Origin of the sequence: Pseudomonas neustonica, from assembly GCF_003797945.1 — a bacterium.
Lineage (GTDB): Bacteria > Pseudomonadota > Gammaproteobacteria > Pseudomonadales > Pseudomonadaceae > Halopseudomonas > Halopseudomonas neustonica.
In genome coordinates this window covers 103,526-120,961 of record NZ_RKKU01000003.1, presented here as the reverse complement: position 1 = coordinate 120,961, position 17,436 = coordinate 103,526, and the positions used below count along the sequence as shown (strand labels likewise).

The 17,436-nt window shown below is 57.0% G+C and carries 19 protein-coding genes and 1 other RNA gene; 11 read left to right on the top strand and 9 right to left on the bottom strand.

Features of this window, described 5'->3' with window-relative positions:
- Positions 1 to 573 carry a UPF0149 family protein gene (locus EF096_RS04245; protein WP_218565704.1) on the bottom strand — a complete coding sequence of 191 codons (573 nt, stop codon included), beginning with the start codon at positions 571 to 573 and terminating at the stop codon, positions 1 to 3.
- Positions 574 to 824: 251 nt separating this feature from the next.
- Here EF096_RS04245 and EF096_RS04240 point away from each other — a divergent pair, with 251 nt between their 5' ends.
- The 4 genes from EF096_RS04240 to EF096_RS04225 all read left to right on the top strand — a co-directional run bounded on the left by EF096_RS04240 (position 825) and on the right by EF096_RS04225 (position 2,273).
- A complete protein-coding gene (locus EF096_RS04240; RefSeq protein ID WP_372237842.1) occupies positions 825 to 1,043 on the top strand; it encodes a TIGR02449 family protein in 219 nt (72 codons plus the stop codon).
- On the top strand, positions 1,040 to 1,342 hold the full coding sequence (locus tag EF096_RS04235) for a cell division protein ZapA (protein ID WP_123888375.1): 303 nt from the start codon (positions 1,040 to 1,042) through the stop codon (positions 1,340 to 1,342). The genes EF096_RS04240 and EF096_RS04235 overlap by 4 nt, the downstream gene beginning before the upstream one ends.
- 118 nt (positions 1,343 to 1,460) lie before the next feature.
- A non-coding RNA gene (ssrS, locus tag EF096_RS04230) (6S RNA) lies at positions 1,461 to 1,639 on the top strand.
- Between the two features lie 4 nt (positions 1,640 to 1,643).
- Complete coding sequence (locus EF096_RS04225; protein WP_123888374.1) at positions 1,644 to 2,273, top strand: 5-formyltetrahydrofolate cyclo-ligase; 630 nt, start codon at positions 1,644 to 1,646, stop codon at positions 2,271 to 2,273.
- Here EF096_RS04225 and EF096_RS20725 read toward each other — a convergent pair.
- Positions 2,264 to 2,392: a hypothetical protein gene (locus tag EF096_RS20725; RefSeq protein WP_256671245.1), complete on the bottom strand. Its 129-nt coding sequence runs from the start codon at positions 2,390 to 2,392 to the stop codon at positions 2,264 to 2,266. The genes EF096_RS04225 and EF096_RS20725 overlap by 10 nt on opposite strands.
- A 165-nt stretch (positions 2,393 to 2,557) precedes the next feature.
- Between EF096_RS20725 and EF096_RS04220 the strand changes: the two genes are divergently transcribed.
- Together EF096_RS04220 and EF096_RS04215 are read left to right on the top strand one after the other, a co-directional pair.
- Entirely contained in the window at positions 2,558 to 3,007 is a 450-nt protein-coding gene (locus EF096_RS04220; RefSeq protein ID WP_123888373.1) for an EVE domain-containing protein, read from the top strand.
- Positions 3,008 to 3,108: 101 nt separating this feature from the next.
- Positions 3,109 to 4,968 carry a diguanylate cyclase gene (locus EF096_RS04215; protein WP_123888372.1) on the top strand — a complete coding sequence of 620 codons (1,860 nt, stop codon included), beginning with the start codon at positions 3,109 to 3,111 and terminating at the stop codon, positions 4,966 to 4,968.
- Here EF096_RS04215 and ilvA read toward each other — a convergent pair.
- On the bottom strand, positions 4,965 to 6,479 hold the full coding sequence (ilvA, locus tag EF096_RS04210; protein ID WP_123888371.1) for a threonine ammonia-lyase, biosynthetic: 1,515 nt from the start codon (positions 6,477 to 6,479) through the stop codon (positions 4,965 to 4,967). The two genes, EF096_RS04215 and ilvA, sit on opposite strands and share 4 nt — an antisense overlap.
- A 125-nt stretch (positions 6,480 to 6,604) precedes the next feature.
- Between ilvA and rpiA the strand changes: the two genes are divergently transcribed.
- Complete coding sequence (rpiA, locus tag EF096_RS04205) at positions 6,605 to 7,279, top strand: ribose-5-phosphate isomerase RpiA (protein WP_123888370.1); 675 nt, start codon at positions 6,605 to 6,607, stop codon at positions 7,277 to 7,279.
- A gap of 7 nt (positions 7,280 to 7,286) precedes the next feature.
- On the opposite strand, the gene EF096_RS04200 is transcribed toward rpiA, so the two are convergent.
- The 3 genes from EF096_RS04200 to EF096_RS04190 form a co-directional block, all read right to left on the bottom strand.
- Positions 7,287 to 8,180: an SdiA-regulated domain-containing protein gene (locus EF096_RS04200; protein WP_123888369.1), complete on the bottom strand. Its 894-nt coding sequence runs from the start codon at positions 8,178 to 8,180 to the stop codon at positions 7,287 to 7,289.
- Between the two features lie 62 nt (positions 8,181 to 8,242).
- Entirely contained in the window at positions 8,243 to 8,911 is a 669-nt protein-coding gene (locus EF096_RS04195; RefSeq protein ID WP_123888368.1) for a fumarylacetoacetate hydrolase family protein, read from the bottom strand.
- A gap of 74 nt (positions 8,912 to 8,985) precedes the next feature.
- Complete coding sequence (locus tag EF096_RS04190; protein WP_123888367.1) at positions 8,986 to 10,377, bottom strand: FAD-binding oxidoreductase; 1,392 nt, start codon at positions 10,375 to 10,377, stop codon at positions 8,986 to 8,988.
- Between the two features lie 175 nt (positions 10,378 to 10,552).
- On the opposite strand from EF096_RS04190, the gene serA reads away from it, so the two are divergent.
- The 3 genes from serA to EF096_RS04175 all read left to right on the top strand — a co-directional run bounded on the left by serA (position 10,553) and on the right by EF096_RS04175 (position 14,253).
- Positions 10,553 to 11,782 (top strand): phosphoglycerate dehydrogenase, encoded by a 1,230-nt coding sequence (gene serA / locus EF096_RS04185; RefSeq protein WP_123888366.1) that lies wholly within the window; start codon positions 10,553 to 10,555, stop codon positions 11,780 to 11,782.
- A gap of 223 nt (positions 11,783 to 12,005) precedes the next feature.
- Positions 12,006 to 13,310 carry an ATP-binding protein gene (locus tag EF096_RS04180; RefSeq protein WP_123888365.1) on the top strand — a complete coding sequence of 435 codons (1,305 nt, stop codon included), beginning with the start codon at positions 12,006 to 12,008 and terminating at the stop codon, positions 13,308 to 13,310.
- A gap of 1 nt (position 13,311) precedes the next feature.
- The gene (locus tag EF096_RS04175; protein ID WP_123888364.1) at positions 13,312 to 14,253 is read left to right on the top strand and encodes a response regulator; all 942 of its coding nucleotides are present in this window, start codon (positions 13,312 to 13,314) and stop codon (positions 14,251 to 14,253) included.
- Between the two features lie 6 nt (positions 14,254 to 14,259).
- Here the strand turns inward: EF096_RS04175 and EF096_RS04170 are convergent, their stop codons facing one another.
- Positions 14,260 to 14,739, bottom strand: a complete 480-nt coding sequence (locus EF096_RS04170) for a DUF523 domain-containing protein (protein WP_123888363.1) — start codon at positions 14,737 to 14,739, stop codon at positions 14,260 to 14,262.
- 67 nt (positions 14,740 to 14,806) lie between these two features.
- Positions 14,807 to 15,592, bottom strand: a complete 786-nt coding sequence (locus tag EF096_RS04165; protein WP_305955052.1) for a 2OG-Fe(II) oxygenase — start codon at positions 15,590 to 15,592, stop codon at positions 14,807 to 14,809.
- Positions 15,593 to 15,657: 65 nt separating this feature from the next.
- On the opposite strand from EF096_RS04165, the gene EF096_RS04160 reads away from it, so the two are divergent.
- Positions 15,658 to 16,404: a DUF2059 domain-containing protein gene (locus EF096_RS04160; protein ID WP_158611235.1), complete on the top strand. Its 747-nt coding sequence runs from the start codon at positions 15,658 to 15,660 to the stop codon at positions 16,402 to 16,404.
- Positions 16,405 to 16,469: 65 nt separating this feature from the next.
- Here the strand turns inward: EF096_RS04160 and EF096_RS04155 are convergent, their stop codons facing one another.
- On the bottom strand, positions 16,470 to 17,402 hold the full coding sequence (locus EF096_RS04155; protein ID WP_123888361.1) for a phospholipase BipL: 933 nt from the start codon (positions 17,400 to 17,402) through the stop codon (positions 16,470 to 16,472).
- Positions 17,403 to 17,436: the final 34 nt, after the last annotated feature.

Here is a 17,436-nt window from a genome sequence, read left to right as displayed (position 1 = left end):
TCAATGCAGTGATGCGGGTGGGGTGTCCTGCTCGCTGGTAGCTGGCTGGCACTCACTAAAGACCATGAGCACAGCCATACGCACGTACTCCATGACTTCCATAAAGTCGACCTCATTGGCCTCCGACTCATCCAGATCGGTTTGCACCTGCGAGATCGCCACAAAGTCACGTAGCACGCTATCCGCCTCTTCGCTCAGCTCGCCGCTGCGCTCGACCAGACCAAAGCCCGCCAGAAAACCTTCACACCAATGCCCGAGAGCTTCGGTGCGGTGATCAATAGTAGCGCTATCGTCGGGCAGCACCAGACTGAGATCAAAACCGCTGCCGGTGAGTTCCGCCAAACTGGCGTCGTAGAGCTGAATCAGTGCGACCTTGCCGGCCTCGGGCAAACTACCGGAACCATCCAGCAGCTCGTTGGCAACGGCAAGCCAGGTAGTATGATCAAGGCGCGCACCTGCAGACAGGCGGCCGACCAGATGGCCGTGCAACTCGGCCGGGTGAGCAACGGCCCCCACATCGCTGCAGATCTGGGCGTAGCGGTCATAGTCAAAAACGGCGGGCATCAAAGCCATAGTGGTTTCCGGGCCTCTTGGAAGTGAGAAACAGGCACTGCCGCGAGTCGTGAATACAGGTATGCTATGGCCTGCACGCGGACGCTCGAAGCAGATGAACTAATGTGGGTCTATTGTGCCTGCCCAGCAAGGGGTAAATCTACCGCCCTGCTAGCGGCAAGCCCAATCCGGACACCGGTCAATAGTGCATTGCGCGAGGTTTGACCACCTTGCGGGCCGCCTCTATAGTGGCTCAACACCGGGAAGACAGAATGGCAACAATGGACGCACCCGATATCGACGCACTCACACAACGCATTACCCAACTGATTGACCTCTGCGACCAACTTAAACTGCAGAATCAGCACCTGCTTGCGCAGGAGCGTTTGTGGCGAGATGAACGCGTACAGTTAATTGAAAAGAACGATTTGGCCCGTCAGAAGGTCGAAGCCATGATATTGCGACTCAAATCCCTGGAGCACGACTCATGAGCCAACCCCTGACAGTCACCCTGCACATACTCGACAAAGAGTATCGTGTCAGCTGCCCGGCAGAAGAACGAAGCAACCTGGAGCAGGCCGCGCGCCATCTTGATACCACCATGCGCGACATCCGCAATAGCGGTAAGGTGATCGGCGTTGAACGCATTGCGGTCATGGCTGCGCTCAATATCAGCCACGAAATGCTGACCGGCAGTCACGATCAAAGCGGCGCACTGAACGAACAGCAAGCACAGATCAGCGATTTGGTTAAACGCCTCGATCAAGCGCTGGAAAACCACCAAAGCTGAACTGGTGCCCGCTGCTTTAAATGCTTATACCAGCCAGCTCAACGCTTAAAACCAAGCCTTTTGAAAGACAAACTGCGACTGACATCGAACTCGCATCGGGTTTTCTGTATAGTGGCAAACATCCCTGGGGTGTTTGCCAGTCGGAGATGTCCCTGAGCCGATACTCCTGTACCAGGAGGCCACGCGTTGTTGCCAGTGTGCATGTCCGCATGACGGAAAGCCTGAGGCAGCGCCGTGTCCCCCACCTTGAACTTTCGGGTTCAAGGGCTAACCCGACAGCGGCACTCTGGGGACCTTTTCCATGACGCCCGACTCCCGCAAGCAATTACGCAAGCAACTGCGCAATGCTCGCCGCGGCTTGAGCCGGGCTGAACAAAAAAACGCCAGCAAACGCCTTGCGCGCCGACTCGGCCAAAGCGCGCTTTTTCTGCGCAGTCGTCATATTGCCTTTTACCTGGCGGCCGACGGCGAGATAGATCCGGCACCGTTAATGTCTCGCTGCCGTCGCCTGCGCAAGCAGTGCTATCTACCCGTATTGAATCGCTGGCCAAGCACTCGCATGAGTTTCCAACGATTGCTGCCGGGGCAGCGCTGGACACGGAATCGCTATGGCATACGCGAACCCCTACTCAACCGCCGTTTGCAGGTAAAGCCTTGGCGTTTGGGCCTGGTATTAATGCCGCTCGTTGGATTTGATGCGCAGGGTAATCGCCTCGGGATGGGCGGAGGCTTCTATGATCGCGCCTTTGCGTACAGGCACAGAAGGAATACCTGGCGGTCGCCGGCACTCATCGGACTTGCTCATGACTGCCAAAAGACCCGTTCACTACCCACTGCCAGCTGGGATATCCCGCTGGACGGCATTGTGACTGACCAAGAGCAGCTGATGCTGCGCCCACACCTGAAGTGTTGGGCCGAATATCAGGGGTAACTGGCGTCCACTTCACGTTCCGAGGATTTATCCAGATAACTCTGCGTGTACCCGGTAGTGACCACCCCCAAACCAAAGACAATAACCAATACCCACAACAAATCTGGCTTACGTCGCACGCGTTGCCTCCTTCTCTATCCGGCAATCTATATTATTATTCAGTACCCAACCCCTGCCGAAATCCAACCTGATGGATTCCGAGACACTTCAAGCTGGCGTATCAGTTTATCTCATATAATATTTATAAAACCCAATGTCAATATTCGAGACAAAAGGACCTATTGATGAACTACTGGCTAATGAAGTCAGAACCAGACAGTTTTTCCATCGACGATCTAGCCTGTAACAGCCCGTCCCCATGGGATGGCGTTCGTAACTATCAAGCTCGCAACTTCATCCGCAACATGCAAGCAGGAGACAGTTTTCTGTTCTATCACTCCAGCTGCAAACCACCGGGCATCGCAGGCATAGGCACTATTGTCAGTAACCCTTATCCAGACCGCGCAGCACTGGACCCAAGCAGCCCGTACCACGACCTTAAAGCCAGCGCAGAAAACCTGCCTTGGCTGGCGGTTGACGTCGCCCTGTCAAGAAAGTTCCACAAGCTTCTATCGTTGGCGGAAATAAGGCTGATGGACGGCCTTGCGGAGCTGCCTCTCCTGCACAAAGGCAACCGCTTGTCGGTCATGCCTATCACCGAAAAACAGTGGGCAATACTGACAAGCGTCGACTAGAACGATTAATCCGAAGGGGCTACCCCCCCAAAGCGGCAAAACCGGCTACTACAAAAGCCAGCAATGTGCTATCAGTAAGGCAACATCAGTAGAGTGCAGCCATGCTACTTAGCTCAGCCACCCACAATGCGAAAAAAACCTTTGCCCTGATCATAGCTTTGTTCGCACTGCTGTTAATTGCTGTTTTCTATGCCTGGCAGGCCCTACTCACTGCCGAACAGGAACAAGCGCGCGCGCGCTTGCAGTTAGAGTCCAATAGTCTCGCCAAACAGATCGAGTCCCGTTTTCAGCAACAGGCAACGACGTTAGTGCGTATGGCGCAACGCTGGGAATTTCAGCACGGCAAGCCAGACTTGTGGCAAAGCGACGCAAAAAGATTGCTGCGCGACTTCGAGAACTTCCAGGCCATCGAATGGCTCGACGCTGACTACCACATGCGCTGGATTGAGCCACTGGCGGGAAATGAAGCAGCGGCGAACTTCGCCTATCCGAAGGCGCACCCCAATTACCCACTACTGGTCAAAGCACAAGCTACAGGCCAGCCGCAACTTAGCAACTCATTCAAGTTGATACAGGGTGGCCAGGGCCTGGCTTACTACGTACCTATTTATCGGGATGGCGAGACCAAAACCCAATTTGACGGCTTTCTTCTGGGTATCTTTCGCGTTGAAGTGCTCATGGCAGACCTACTCAGAGACCTCCAGGCCAACCGCTTAAGCATCGAACTGAAAGAACTCGGCCAGACACTGATAAACCGGCCTACCACTGACCAAATCGCCAACAGCTGGCGCGTTACCAGCCCGGTTATGCTCGGTGAAAATCGTAATTTTGTTCTGGTTGTTCATCCCACCCAGCATCTGATGAACAACACCAGTACCCGCCTACCCCTGATCGTCATGCTCAGCGGGACGCTAACGGCGCTATTACTGTGCTGTTCCCTATACCTGGCGCTGCTGGGCGCTCGCCGCAACACCATCCTGAGAAAGACCAATCATCAACTACAGGCAGAGGTAGTCAGGCGCCAGACTATTGAACAGAGCCTGAAACGAACTCAGGCTCGTACCAAGCTGATTATCGACATGACCGATCACAGTCACGACGCGCTTTTCATTATTGGCCTGGAGCCGCAGGAATTGGTGTATCTCAACCGCACATGCTGGCAAAGCCTGGGCTATAGCGAAGAAGAGTTGCGCAAGCTGATCAGCACCGCACCGCAAAAGATCATGCCGGACGCCAGCACCTGGATAGGTGCAGTCAAAAGCCTTATTAACAATCAGGGTAACGCCATTTTTCAGCAACACGTGGTCAACCGTGAAGGAAAGTCCACGCCACTGGAGATCAGTGTACGACACCTCCAACGCATGGGCCGCGACTACCTGATCTGCGTCGGCCGCAACAACAGCGAGCAGCTGGATATCGCTGATCGCCTGAAAAGACTATCCAACCAGGATGGCTTGACCGGCCTCTACAATCGGCGCTATTTCGACAAGACGTTACAGGGAGAGTGGCGCAGATTACGACGCGACAAACTTGCGCTAGGACTTTTAATGCTGGACGTTGACCACTTCAAGGATTTCAACGATCGGCTCGGGCACCAGGCCGGAGATGATGCCTTGCAACGCCTGGCCAGAGCGCTGACTGGCTGCCTCACCCGAGAGGGAGACAGTGTCTGTCGCTATGGTGGGGAGGAGTTCGCTGTGATTTTGCCGGGCGCAGACCTGAAGCAGTGCCTGCAAGCGGCCGAACGTATCCACGAATCGGTCGCCAGCATGGGCTTACCACACCCGCAAACCAGCAATCCCAGCGGCTTACTCAGCGTCAGTATCGGCGCAGCAAGCAAGCAACCAGCGCCGGAGTGGCGCCCTCACGACCTGATTAAATTGGCCGATGCGGCGCTCTACCGCGCCAAAGAGCAGGGCCGGAACCGCACATGCAGCGCCGACGAGAACACTGCGCTCTAACCTAAATACAGACGGTAGGCTGGGTTATCGCTTTCATCCCAGTACTGATAGCCAATAGCATCCAGTGCTTGCGAGACGAGGTGCCGCTCACTCTTTGGCACTTGCAGCCCCGCCACCACTCGACCGTAAGCTGCGCCATGGTTACGGTAGTGGAACATCGAAATATTCCAGCGCCCACCCAACTTGTTTAGAAAGTTAAACAGCGCGCCCGGCCGCTCGGGAAACTCGAAGCGGAACACAACTTCATCAGTGACGTGCTCGGCATGGCCGCCCACCATATGGCGCACATGCAGCTTGGCCAGCTCATTGTCTGTCAGGTCCAGTACCGGAAAGCCTTCCTTTTCCAGCTGAGCTACCAACACGTCTCTTGGGTCCAGCTCTGGATGCGTTTGCACACCGACGAAAATATGCGCCTCGCTGCCACTGTGATAACGATAATTGAATTCAGTGATGGCGCGCTTACCAATAGCCTCACAGAAATTCTTGAAGCTGCCGGGCTTCTCCGGAATGGTTACTGCCAGCAAGGCTTCACGCTTCTCGCCAAGCTCCGCTCGCTCAGCAACATGCCGCAAACGATCAAAGTTCACATTGGCGCCCGAATCGATCGCTACCAGCACCTGGCCGGTACAGCCTTCGCGCGCTACGTACTTCTTGATACCCGCTACGCCCAGACACCCAGCCGGCTCACAGATCGAACGCGTATCGTCATAGATATCCTTGATCGCCGCACACATTTCGTCGGTCGTCACCGTCACGACCTCATCGACGTAGTGACGGCAAACCTCAAACGTATGCTCACCAATCTGGGCTACCGCGACGCCATCGGCAAACAACCCCACCTGACTCAGCACCACCCGCTCATCAGCGGCCATGGCCGCCTTCAGGCAGGCGGAGTCTTCCGGCTCAACGCCGATCACCTTGATATCCGGACGCAGGTACTTCACGTAAGCCGCAATACCGGCAATCAGCCCACCGCCGCCCACTGGTACAAAAATAGCGTTCAACGGCCCCTGGACCTGGCGCAGTACCTCCATCGCCACAGTACCCTGACCAGCAATGGTGTCGGGATCATCATAGGGGTGGATGTAAACGAAGCCCTTTTCCTTGACCAGCTTCTGCGAATAGGCCAGCGCCTCATCAAAGGCATCACCGTGCAATATTACCTTGCCGCCACGTGCACGCACCGCCTTGACCTTGATCTCGGGCGTCGTGCGGGGCATTACGATAGTCGCCTTGACGCCCATATGCCGGGCGGCGTAGGCCAGCCCTTGCGCATGGTTGCCGGCAGAGGCAGCCACCACACCACAGGCACGTTGCTCATCAGTCAACTGCGCCAGCTTGTTATAGGCCCCACGAATCTTGAAGGAAAAAACCGGCTGAAGATCCTCGCGCTTTAGCAGCACGGTGTTACCCAGTCGCTCAGACAAAAAAGGCGCGGCGTGCACAGGGGTTTCAACGGCCACATCGTACACGCGTGAGGAGAGGATTTTCTTGACGTAGGTTTCCAGCATGGGCGAGGTCAGCTTGTTCCGGGTGAAAAGCCGCCAGTCTAGCGAATCCCTGCCTGCGCGACTACACGTGAGCCACCGCAAGCCCGTATAATCGGTATTTCACTAGCGCCCCAAAGGAGCCGACCATGACCCAGGACGAACTGAAACAGGCCGTAGGCCAAGCTGCCGTAGACCGCCTGCTGCCACACCTGGACGCCCAAAGCATCATTGGCGTAGGCACCGGCTCTACCGCCAACTGCTTTATTGATGCGCTGGCCAAGCACAAACTGGCCTTTGAGGGCGCCGTCGCCAGCTCAGAAGCGACGGCTGAACGGCTAAAAAGCCACGGTATTGCTGTGTATGAACTCAACAGCGTTGCCCACCTGGACTTTTATGTCGATGGTGCCGACGAGAGCAACGAACGTCTTGAGCTGATCAAGGGCGGCGGCGCAGCCCTGACCCGCGAGAAAATTGTCGCCGCGGTCGCCAAAACCTTTATCTGCATCGCCGACGCCAGCAAACTGGTGCCGGTGCTAGGCAATTTCCCGCTGCCGGTCGAGGTCATTCCCATGGCGCGCAGCCACGTGGCCCGTGAAATCGTCAAACTCGGCGGTGACCCGGTGTATCGAGAGGGCTGTGTCACCGATAACGGCAACGTGATTATCGACATCTACAACATGTCTATCGTCGATCCGCAGCAGCTGGAAAGCGACCTGAATGCCATTGTCGGCGTGGTATGTAATGGGCTGTTTGCCGCTCGTCCAGCAGATGTTCTGCTGCTCGGCACCAAGGATGGGGTAAAGACGCTGGAACGTGACTGAACCCGGTTCAGCGCCCCGGCACAAAGCGATAGAACAAATTAGGCTCGCTGACCAGGTATAGCCTCCGCTGGTCATCCATCGCCAGCCCCTCGGCCTGCGGAACCGTCTTCTGCAGGCCGCTCATGCCACGCCAGAGCCCCAACAGACTGAGCGGTTCACCGCTCTCCGCATACTCCACCACCATATGTGACTCGTCGCTCAGCAATAGCAGATGACCGGTCTCATCATGCAGGCTCAACGAAGACAAATCGTGCATAAAAAGGCGAGGCGAACCTGGGGACGTTAACTCCTGAATCTGCACCGCCATCGGCCCACCAGCCAATGCATCAACAAAGCCGGTAACCGACAGCACCCGCAGCGGATCACGCTCCTTGACCACCAAGAGGCGCTTGTCCTTATCATCCCAGGACAAACCCTCAAACCCCTTGTTGCCGTTCAGATCCAGCCCGATGACCAGACTCGGCACATTCGATACGTCGATCCGCTCAGCTTGCGGCGGCACGTCAATAACCAAAAGGCGCTGACTGCGCTCTTCCGCAACCACATAGCGGTTGCCGCTGACATGGGTCAGCCCTTCCATATCCTGCACACCATCGATCCGCAGCTTACGCAGCAGAGCGCCCTCTAAACTCAACTCGACCAACAAGGGTTCGCCATTGAGCACGGCAAACAAGGTATTGGTTTCGTTGTTATAGGTCAGCGCAGAGACATCGTCACGGAGCCCTTCAATCGCTCTCTCCTCTACATCAACGCGGTAGTCGTTAAGCAAAAGCCCACCGTGCTGGTGAGCTTCACCATTCAGACGCCAGGCATGCCAGAGCAGCGCATCCAAGTGCAGATAATGCAAAACGGCCGTGCCCAGAAGGAGCAGAAACAGAAAGCAAGCAATCACTTTTTTCATTAGAGCCGCCAGCAATTAGTGGCATCTGGGGCATCTAGAGCGCTGCCTTGTCGCACTGCGCCTCAGCCAGCGATACGCGTAGTGACCTGCAGCTTACCCGGTATCGACAGCGTCAGGGTGTCACCCGCATGCAGCACCCCCACACCAGCCGGCGTGCCGGTAATGACGACATCACCCGGCAACAGGGTGAACTGGGTAGCGATATGCTTTATCAGCGCCAGGATAGGCGTAATCATGTCAGCCGCCTTGCCCTGCTGACGAAGCTCACCATTGATATCCAGCTGCAATGCCAGAGCATCCAGTTCGCCGATGTCGGCGCCCGGCACAAAATGCGAAAGCGGGCAAGCGCCATCAAAGCTCTTGGCACGCTCCCACGGATGCGACTTGGCCTTGAGCTCATCCTGCAGCTCACGCAAGGTTAAATCCAGCGCCAGGCCAACCCCGAAGATAGCCTCTTCGACTTCGCCGTCGCTTACCTCACCGGAAAGCACCTCACCGATCAATAGCGCAATCTCGGTCTCGTAATGCACCGGGCCACGGCCTTGCACCAACTCGATCTCGCCTGCCATGCCAACCACAGAGGTTGCCGGCTTGATAAACAGAAGCGGCTCAGTCGGCACCGGATTATTCAGTTCGCGCGCATGCTCGGCGTAATTACGACCGACGCAGACCACCTTGCCCATGGGCAGGTTTGCCGCTGAGCCATCCAGATAACGATGGTGATAGATCATGCCATTCCTCCAGATTCAAGAGTGGGTAACGCGGTTGCAACAAGTATGCACATTCACAGGCAGACGTTCTCGACTCAGGCAAAGATCTTGCCCGGGTTCATGATGCCGTTCGGATCAAACACCGCCTTGATCGACTTCATCACGGCAATTTCAGCCGGACTGCGGCTGTAGGTGAGATAATCACGTTTGGTCATCCCAACACCATGTTCAGCGGAAATCGAGCCGTTGTACTTCTCAACCACCTCGAATACCCACTTGTTGACGGTCGCGCACTTGTCAAAGAACTCGTCCTTGGACAACGCTTCCGGCTTGAGAATATTCAGATGCAGATTGCCATCACCGATATGCCCAAACCAGACAATTTCAAAGTCGGGATAATGTTCGCCTACGATAGTGTCAATTTCATGTAAGAAAGCTGGCACTTTGCCCACCGTTACCGAAATATCGTTCTTGTAGGGCGTCCAGTGAGAAATGGTTTCGGAAATAAACTCGCGCAGCTTCCATAGATTCTGCAATTGCTGCTCGCTCTGACTCATCACACCATCGACCACCCACCCCTGCTCCACGCAGTGCTCAAAGGTAGCCAACGCATCGTTGGCTATGTCTTCACTGATCGCCTCAAACTCCAGCAGAGCGTAAAACGGACAGTCCGTTTCAAAGGGCGCAGGCACATCGCCACGGCCCATAATTTTGGCCATGGCTTTATCGGAGAAGAATTCAAAGGCAGTCAGGTCGAGCTTATCCTGAAAAGCATGCAATACCGGCATGATGGAGTCGAAGTCCGGCGTACCCAGCACCATGGCGGTCAGGTTCTTGGGTGCGCGTTCCAGCCGCATGGTCGCCTCGACGACGAACCCGAGCGTACCTTCGGCACCGATGAACAACTGACGCAGATCGTAGCCTGTGGCGTTCTTGATCAGGTCTTTGTTCAACTCCAGCAGCTCGCCAGTACCGGTCACTACCTTCAGGCCAGCCACCCAGTTACGTGTCATGCCGTAGCGAATAACCTTGATACCGCCGGCATTGGTACCGATATTGCCGCCAATTTGGCTAGAGCCGGCAGAAGCAAAGTCAACCGGATAATACAGCCCCTGCTCCTCGGCAAACGACTGCAGCTGCGCCGTCACCACACCAGGCTGACACACGACCGTGCGATCAAACTGATTAAAGTCACTGATCTGATTCATGTAGTCGAAGGACACCACGATCTCGCCATTGGCAGCAACAGCCGCCGCCGACAGGCCGGTACGACCACCGGAGGGCACCAGCGCCAAGGTGTGCTCATTGGCAAAGCGCACCACGGCCTGCACCTGCTCCACTGTCTTGGGGAAAACGATGGCGAGAGGGGCTGGCTCAAAGTGTTTGGTCCAGTCCTTGCCCCACGTATTGAGCGACTCGGCGTCAACCCGAACCTTGTCCGGTTCAACCAGGGTTTTTAGGGTTTCGATCACGGCTTCTGGGGTCATGGCGGGCTCTCAAACAGAATTCATGCAAGCCTGAGTACATTTCATGCAGTGACAGGCATCAAAAAAGGCAGATTATGCTAGCATACGCGGCTTCCGAAACAGGACACTTCTGTCGGACTAAATCGCAGAAGGTTTTGCTCGGCTCATCTCAAACAGCATTCGGGTAACTGACACCATGGCCAAAACCTCGCTGGACAAAAGCAAAATCAAGTTTCTGCTCCTCGAGGGCGTACACCAGACTGCCGTCGACACACTGAAGGCAGCCGGTTACACCAATATCGAGTATCACTCTGGCTCACTGCCAGAAGAGCAACTAAAAGAAGCCGTTGCCGACGCACATTTCATCGGCTTGCGCTCGCGCACCCAGCTCACTGCTGAGGTATTCAGCCACGCCCACAAACTGGTCGCGGTCGGCTGTTTCTGCATCGGCACCAACCAGGTTGATCTCGATGCCGCTATGGAAATGGGCGTTGCCGTATTCAACGCGCCTTATTCCAACACCCGTTCGGTAGCCGAGCTGGTGCTGGCCGAGGCGATCCTGCTGCTGCGCGGCATTCCTGAAAAGAACGCAGCCTGCCATGAAGGCGGCTGGATGAAGAGCGCAAACAACTCCTACGAAATTCGTGGCAAGAAGCTGGGCATCATCGGCTACGGCTCAATCGGCACGCAGCTGTCGGTTCTGGCCGAAAGCCTGGGCATGCAAGTTTACTTCTACGACGTAGTCACCAAGCTACCGCTAGGCAATGCCACTCAGGTTGGCTCACTGACTGAGCTGCTGGGCATGGCTGACATCGTCACCCTGCACGTACCGGAAACCGCCGCCACCAAGTGGATGATGGGCGAGAAGGAAATCCGCGCAATCAAGCAAGGCGGCATTCTGATTAACGCCGCGCGCGGCACCGTAGTTGATATCGACGCCCTGGCCGCCGCCCTGCGCGACAAGCACCTGAACGGCGCCGCCATTGATGTGTTCCCGGTTGAGCCACGGGCCAACGGTGATGAGTTTGTCAGCCCGCTGCGCGAGTTCCAGAACTGCATCCTGACCCCGCACGTTGGCGGCTCCACCATGGAGGCTCAGGCCAATATCGGTCTGGAAGTGGCCGAGAAGCTGGTGCGTTACAGCGACAACGGTACTTCCATCACCTCGGTCAACTTCCCGGAAGTGGCGCTGCCTTCGCATCCGGGCAAGCACCGTTTGCTGCACATTCACCAGAACGTGCCCGGCGTCATGAGCGAAATCAACAGCGTGTTTGCCGCCAATGGCATCAACATCTGTGGTCAGTTCCTGCAGACCAACGAGAAAGTCGGTTACGTCGTAGTCGACGTTGACGCCGACAACTCTGATCTGGCGTTTGAAAAGATCCTGCAGGTCAAGGGCACTATTCGCGTCCGCGTATTGTTCTAAGCGAAGCCTATAGCCGGGCTTGCCTGGCTATGCTTGAAAAGGGGTGCGACTTCGGTCGCGCCCCTTTTTTATGGCGCAAGAGCGGGGCTGGCCCGCAGGCAGTAGCGCGCTGAAAGTTAATCCATTGATACCCCGGATTCCCAAAACAGAGCCCTTCACTGTCATACGCTGGAAACCTCGCGCTGGTTGAATGACGCTTCAACCCGGCAACCGAAGCCAGACCATGTCCAGCATCCAGTCCCTCGCCGCCCTGATCAAACCCGTAGGCTCATTGAGCCCCGAGATGACCATCAGCGATGTAGCCGACCAACTGCTGCAACCTAGCCACAAGGCATTTCTCTCCTTGCCGGTGGTAAACAGGCAAGGTCGGCCGCTAGGTCTGATCAGCCGCTACCGCCTGCAGGATATTTTTATGCAGCGCTTTGGCCGTGACCTCTGGGGTAAGCGCTCGGTCACCGAGGCGGTCAATACCGAATCCCTGGTGATCGCGCTCGACACCTCACTCGATGAAGCAGCACGTATTGTCACCGCGCAGCTGCAATACCCCATTACCGAAGACTTTATCCTGGTCGATAAGCACGGCTGTTATCAGGGACTGGGGACGGTACTGGACCTGCTCAAGGCGATGGAAAGCCGAATAGACCAGCGCAACCAGGCACTCAGCCGCGCCCTGCAGGAGCTGAAAAATTCACAGGCACACTTGATCCAATCGGAAAAAATGGCCTCGCTGGGCCAGATGGTAGCGGGTGTTGCACATGAACTGAATACGCCGCTGGGCTATGTGAAAAACAATGTCCAGCTGCTGCGCGACCTGGTTCAGCCACTGCTGGAGCTAGCCGCGGCGCAAGCGCAATTAAGCCAGTGTTTGCAAGACCCGGCGACTCCGACCGACACCGTCGAGGCGATATTTTCTCGGGTACAGCAGGCGACTGATCAAGCCTCACCCGCCACGTTTGAAGAAGACTTCACTCCGCTGCTGGAAGACACTCTGTACGGGCTTGAGCAGATCGGCGAGCTGGCGGTCAGCCTGAAGGACTTTGCCCGCCTCGACCGCGCCATGAGCGAGGATATCGACCTGAACGACTGCGTGCGCAGCGCGCTGGTCATTGCACGCAACGCGCTCAAAGACAAGGCACTGGTGACAACCCGGCTAGGTGAGCTGCCGCTACTGACCTGCACGCCATCCCAGATCAATCAGGTATTGCTGAACATTCTCAACAACGCCGCGCAGGCCATGACCAACAGCGGTCAGATTTTAATCAAAAGCTGGGCCGATACGCGCTGCGCCTATCTATCCATTCAGGACAACGGTGCAGGCATCCCGAACGACATCCAGCAGCGTATTTTCGACCCCTTTTTTACCACCAAGGCGGTGGGCGAAGGCACCGGGTTAGGGCTGGCGATCAGCTACAAAATAGTACAGCAGCACGGCGGCACTATTCGCTTTGCCTCTGAACCTGGTCGCGGTACCCGTTTTGTCATCAGCCTGCCACTGAGCCAACCGTCCCCTCTGCAACGGAGCGCCTGAAATGAACGACAATGACGCAGTACGCATTTTGTTTGTGGACGATGAAGAACGCATATTGCGCAGCCTGGCACTGCAGTTTCGGCGCCAGTATCAGGTCGCCACCGAGACCAATCCGGCAAAGGTAATGGAGCGTCTGGCGGGTGACACGTTCGACATCATCGTCAGCGATCAGCGCATGCAGCAGATGACCGGTAGCCAACTGCTCAGCCAGATACAACACGCCCACCCCGATAGCCTGCGCATTCTGCTGACCGGCTACTCTGACCTGGACGCCGCCGTCGACGCCCTCAACAGTGGCGGCATTTTCCGCTACCTGACCAAGCCGTGGGACCAGCAGGATCTTGCCAACACCCTGGCACAAGCGGCAGAAATAGTGCGCCATCGCCGACGTTACCTGAAGCGCAACCCCGTCGCTGCGCCAGAACCTGCAAGCTTAGTGGAGGAAAAACGGATACGCCTGCTGCTGATCGATGACGACAGCGAAACCCTGCAACTAAGCCGGGACATCTGTGCGAGACTGGGTGTTGGGCTGCAGGCGGTCAGCAGCCTGGACGGCGCAATGGCCAGACTTAACGAAGACGAAATCGACATTTTACTTAGCGATATTCGCTTGGGTGACGACGACTTGCGGCCACTGCTAATGAGCCTGGCGCAGGCTCACCCGCAACTACTCACTGTCGTGGTAACCCCTTTCCAGGACACCCAACTGCTGCTAAAGCTGATCAACCAGGCACAAATATTTCGCTATTTACCCAAGCCGGTTCGCCGCGGCATGCTGGAGCGTGCGATCAAGACCGCAGTGACCCAGGTGGCTGAGTCAAGACGGCAACCCCACGCGCCATCGCTGCGCCAAGCCGAGGCGCCACGCGCTGAAGAAGAACAGAGCCGGGTGAACAACTTTATGGGCATGCTCGGGCGTTTGCGGCAACGCCTGACAGCCTAAGCACCCCTATTCGCCGAGCAGCGTGGCCAACTGCTCTATTTCACTCTCATTGAAGACCCTCACACCCGCTCGGCGCAGCGCGGCGGCAGTAACGCCCTCTCCCCTCACGCGGGTACCGGTAAAGCTGCCATCGTAATTTTCGTGATTACCACAGGAAGGGCTGCGCGCCTTGAGCAGCGCGAAGCGAATAGCCTGGCTATCGGCCAGTTGCACAGCTTGTTCAGCGCCGCTGACAAAAGCGCGGCTAACGTCCTGGCCTTCAATTGTCCGCACGGGTAACAGACCGTCGAGTACCATCGCGCCTTGCCCACCCAGAATCTCTGCAGGCGGCCTTGGGGTCGGGAGCCCACCTGCCACTTCAGGACAGACCGCCACCACCCGCCCCTCGTCCTGCCAACGCAGCAACTGCGCCTGCGGATCAAACCCACCACCGTCATAACGCACCGGATGGCCAAGCAGACAGCGACTGACCAGAATCTTCTCCATTAAAGCCCCCTGAATTCAACGCACATCAACGCCAAAGTGCAGTCGGCGCGGGGTCGCAGCAAAACCGTCAACGCAGCAGCGGGTTGTCGGGCCGACGGCGGAACCAGCCCGCCAGACTTGCCCGCTCCTTCGCAGCCGCCAGCACTTCATGCTCAATATCGGCACTGGTAAATATAGCGACCGTGCCAGCCCGCGGTGCGAAATCTTGCATACCTGCGTCCAGATGCAGGCGCAGCTCACCGCCGTCGCCCGGTTGCCAGGCGTGGTTCAGGTAGGAGACTACAGAGATGGTGCGGAGCGGGCTATCAGCAAAACGATCCAGGTGCCGCTGATAACCGGCACCTGGCGGGTAAAGCGCGTAATGGGTTTCAAAGCTGTCGAGCCCGAGAAACAGGCTACGATTCAATACACTACGCAATTCAGCCATCAGTGCCAGGTAAGCCGTATTGGCCGCACAGGGGGGGCAATCATCCAACCAGCGCGTGTAATCACCCCGAATACGCGGAACCACTACTTGCTCGGCACCCCGGCCGATCGCAGCGGGAGTGAGGTCTGCCTGCTGCCATAGTGCCCGGCACTCACGCCCCAGGGCCTGGGCCAAAGCCTCGGGCAGCAATTGCTCCTGTACGGACCAGCCGCGTTCAGCCAACTCGTCTGCTATCCGCTCAAAGCGGCTGACCGGCACCTCGGGGAACTCGAACATGGCTGTGACACTCGAACTGGATACGACGGCTTGCCGCGAGCCCGCACCGAAGAGTGCAAACGCCCAACCAACACCACCGCCAGCATTCCATTGCGCGCTGCCGGACGGCGACGCGCCCCAACAAAAATGGGCGCGGGCATTGTATGTCATGGTTACACTCTGGCAAGATTTTTTCCGCGCGGGCAGACGCCCGCTCGTCATCACAAGAGGCTTCTATGCGTCACACCCTGTTCTCCGCCGCTCGAACAACCCTAATGAGCGGCCTGTTGGCACTCAGCATTCCGGCCTTCGCCAACACCAACGAGCTGTATCAGCTCTCCGGCATGCAAACGCATCAGGAGCACTTTCAACAGGCATTGAAAAAAGCCCAGCAGCGTTACGCTTCGCAGCTACCCGCCGCTGTGGCCGACAACCTCATGCGCCAAAGCACCGCGCGCTTCGAGCCAGACCGGATGCACGCGCGCGCTGCTGCCACCATGCAGGTCAACCTCAGCGACAACGAGTTGGAACAGGCGCTGACGTTTTACCGGAGCGAGATAGGCCAGCAAGTCGTCGCTGCCGAAACGCGCGCAACCTCCCCCGCAGAAGTCAGCGCCATGCAAAATGGGGTACCCCTGCAGAAGGTCAGTGCCGAGCGCCAAGCCATGATAGATCGACTGGCCAGCCAGCTACCCGCACTGGACATGGGCGAAGAGGTGTCCATGGCCTTAGCCAACATGGCGACGCAAAGCGCCAACCAGATACTGGGCGGCCTGTTCCAGATTCCTGATGGACTGGCGACACAGCAACGCGGCGCACTGCGCGCGCAGATGGAGCCAAACCTGCCGCAAACGCTGCTTTACGTTTATCGTGACCTGGATGACAACCAGTTAAAAAGCTACGCAGACTGGAGCGAATCCGACAACGGCCGCGCCTTTTTCAAGGCCGCCAACGCAGCGGCGCATGATGCTCTGAATCCCTGATTGTCAGCATTTAGACCACAAGAAAAGGGGCGCAAAGCGCCCCTTTTTCTTTTTCGAGCCAGCCCCTAGCCGCCTAAGCGCGGCGCTAGCCAGGCCAGATATGTCTCACGGAGTTTTAAATCTTCATTGGCCAAATGATGCCTTGCGGTAGGCAGATAAAGCGTATCGGGTTCAGCAAATTTGCTTTCCAGTATGCGGATATTGTGCTGCCAGTCTACCGTACCGTCGTCCTGCCCCTGAATGATCAAGGGCCGATGCCCCACTGCCTCGGCCGACTCGATACGCGGAATCCAGCGCTCAAGTGCCTGCACCCAGGCCACCGGCAACACCTGCGGCTGCAACGGATCATGTGTGCGAATAAAATCCAGGAACGCCTGATCACTGGAATTATCGGTGAATTTACGCCCCAACTGTTGCACAAAGCCGCCCAGCAGGCGCAGCCCCATCTGCGAAAAACCCCACTGCCTGGGGCGAACCAGCGGCGCCATTAGAATGGTTTGGCCCAACTCCTGCGGTAAAGGCCCGTGCAACAGGCGATCAATCAGAATAGCCCCACCCGTACTCTGACCGAGCATGTGCCAGGGCGCTGGCAGCTCCCACAACATCGCCTGTTCGAGCACGCCATCAAGCACTTTCTGATAGCGCAGAAAGCAATCGATACTGGCGCGTTCGCCGCTGGACAAGCCGTGACCGGGCAGATCAAAGGCCAACACGGCAAACCGTTGTTCCAGCGCCCACTCGATCAAATGCCGATACAGCCCCATGTGGTCATAGTACCCATGCAGAATAAGCAGGGTGCCGCGCGCCACCGGCGGTTTCCAGACCTGCACTGCAACGCTGAAACCGTCCACCTCAATAAGGCCGAGATGCTGTGCCGAACGCTCGCTGAAATCGATACCGTAGTAACCGGCATAACGTCGCGCAGCCGCGTCCACCGCCCGCCCCGGCTCAAGGCCTGGCAGTTGGTCGACAAAGGAAGTAATAAAAGCCTGGTCCATTAAGTGTCCAGTCAGAAAAAGGGATACGCGCCCG

What these genes read in the sequence shown, in the direction of transcription:
- EF096_RS04245 (WP_218565704.1), bottom strand. Translation starts at nt 573, where the DNA reads ATGGCTTTGATGCCCGCCGTTTTTGACTATGACCGCTACGCCCAGATC.
- EF096_RS04195 (WP_123888368.1), bottom strand. Translation starts at nt 8,911, where the DNA reads ATGATCTATCACCATCGTTATCTGGATGGCTCAGCGGCAAACCTGCCC.
- EF096_RS04175 (WP_123888364.1), top strand. Translation starts at nt 13,312, where the DNA reads ATGAACGACAATGACGCAGTACGCATTTTGTTTGTGGACGATGAAGAA.
- EF096_RS04215 (WP_123888372.1), top strand. Translation starts at nt 3,109, where the DNA reads ATGCTACTTAGCTCAGCCACCCACAATGCGAAAAAAACCTTTGCCCTG.
- EF096_RS04170 (WP_123888363.1), bottom strand. Translation starts at nt 14,739, where the DNA reads ATGGAGAAGATTCTGGTCAGTCGCTGTCTGCTTGGCCATCCGGTGCGT.
- EF096_RS04160 (WP_158611235.1), top strand. Translation starts at nt 15,658, where the DNA reads ATGCGTCACACCCTGTTCTCCGCCGCTCGAACAACCCTAATGAGCGGC.
- EF096_RS04180 (WP_123888365.1), top strand. Translation starts at nt 12,006, where the DNA reads ATGTCCAGCATCCAGTCCCTCGCCGCCCTGATCAAACCCGTAGGCTCA.
- EF096_RS04240 (WP_372237842.1), top strand. Translation starts at nt 825, where the DNA reads ATGGCAACAATGGACGCACCCGATATCGACGCACTCACACAACGCATT.
- EF096_RS04225 (WP_123888374.1), top strand. Translation starts at nt 1,644, where the DNA reads ATGACGCCCGACTCCCGCAAGCAATTACGCAAGCAACTGCGCAATGCT.
- EF096_RS04220 (WP_123888373.1), top strand. Translation starts at nt 2,558, where the DNA reads ATGAACTACTGGCTAATGAAGTCAGAACCAGACAGTTTTTCCATCGAC.
- serA (WP_123888366.1), top strand. Translation starts at nt 10,553, where the DNA reads ATGGCCAAAACCTCGCTGGACAAAAGCAAAATCAAGTTTCTGCTCCTC.
- EF096_RS04235 (WP_123888375.1), top strand. Translation starts at nt 1,040, where the DNA reads ATGAGCCAACCCCTGACAGTCACCCTGCACATACTCGACAAAGAGTAT.
- EF096_RS04155 (WP_123888361.1), bottom strand. Translation starts at nt 17,402, where the DNA reads ATGGACCAGGCTTTTATTACTTCCTTTGTCGACCAACTGCCAGGCCTT.
- rpiA (WP_123888370.1), top strand. Translation starts at nt 6,605, where the DNA reads ATGACCCAGGACGAACTGAAACAGGCCGTAGGCCAAGCTGCCGTAGAC.
- EF096_RS04190 (WP_123888367.1), bottom strand. Translation starts at nt 10,377, where the DNA reads ATGACCCCAGAAGCCGTGATCGAAACCCTAAAAACCCTGGTTGAACCG.
- EF096_RS04165 (WP_305955052.1), bottom strand. Translation starts at nt 15,592, where the DNA reads ATGACATACAATGCCCGCGCCCATTTTTGTTGGGGCGCGTCGCCGTCC.
- ilvA (WP_123888371.1), bottom strand. Translation starts at nt 6,479, where the DNA reads ATGCTGGAAACCTACGTCAAGAAAATCCTCTCCTCACGCGTGTACGAT.
- EF096_RS04200 (WP_123888369.1), bottom strand. Translation starts at nt 8,180, where the DNA reads ATGAAAAAAGTGATTGCTTGCTTTCTGTTTCTGCTCCTTCTGGGCACG.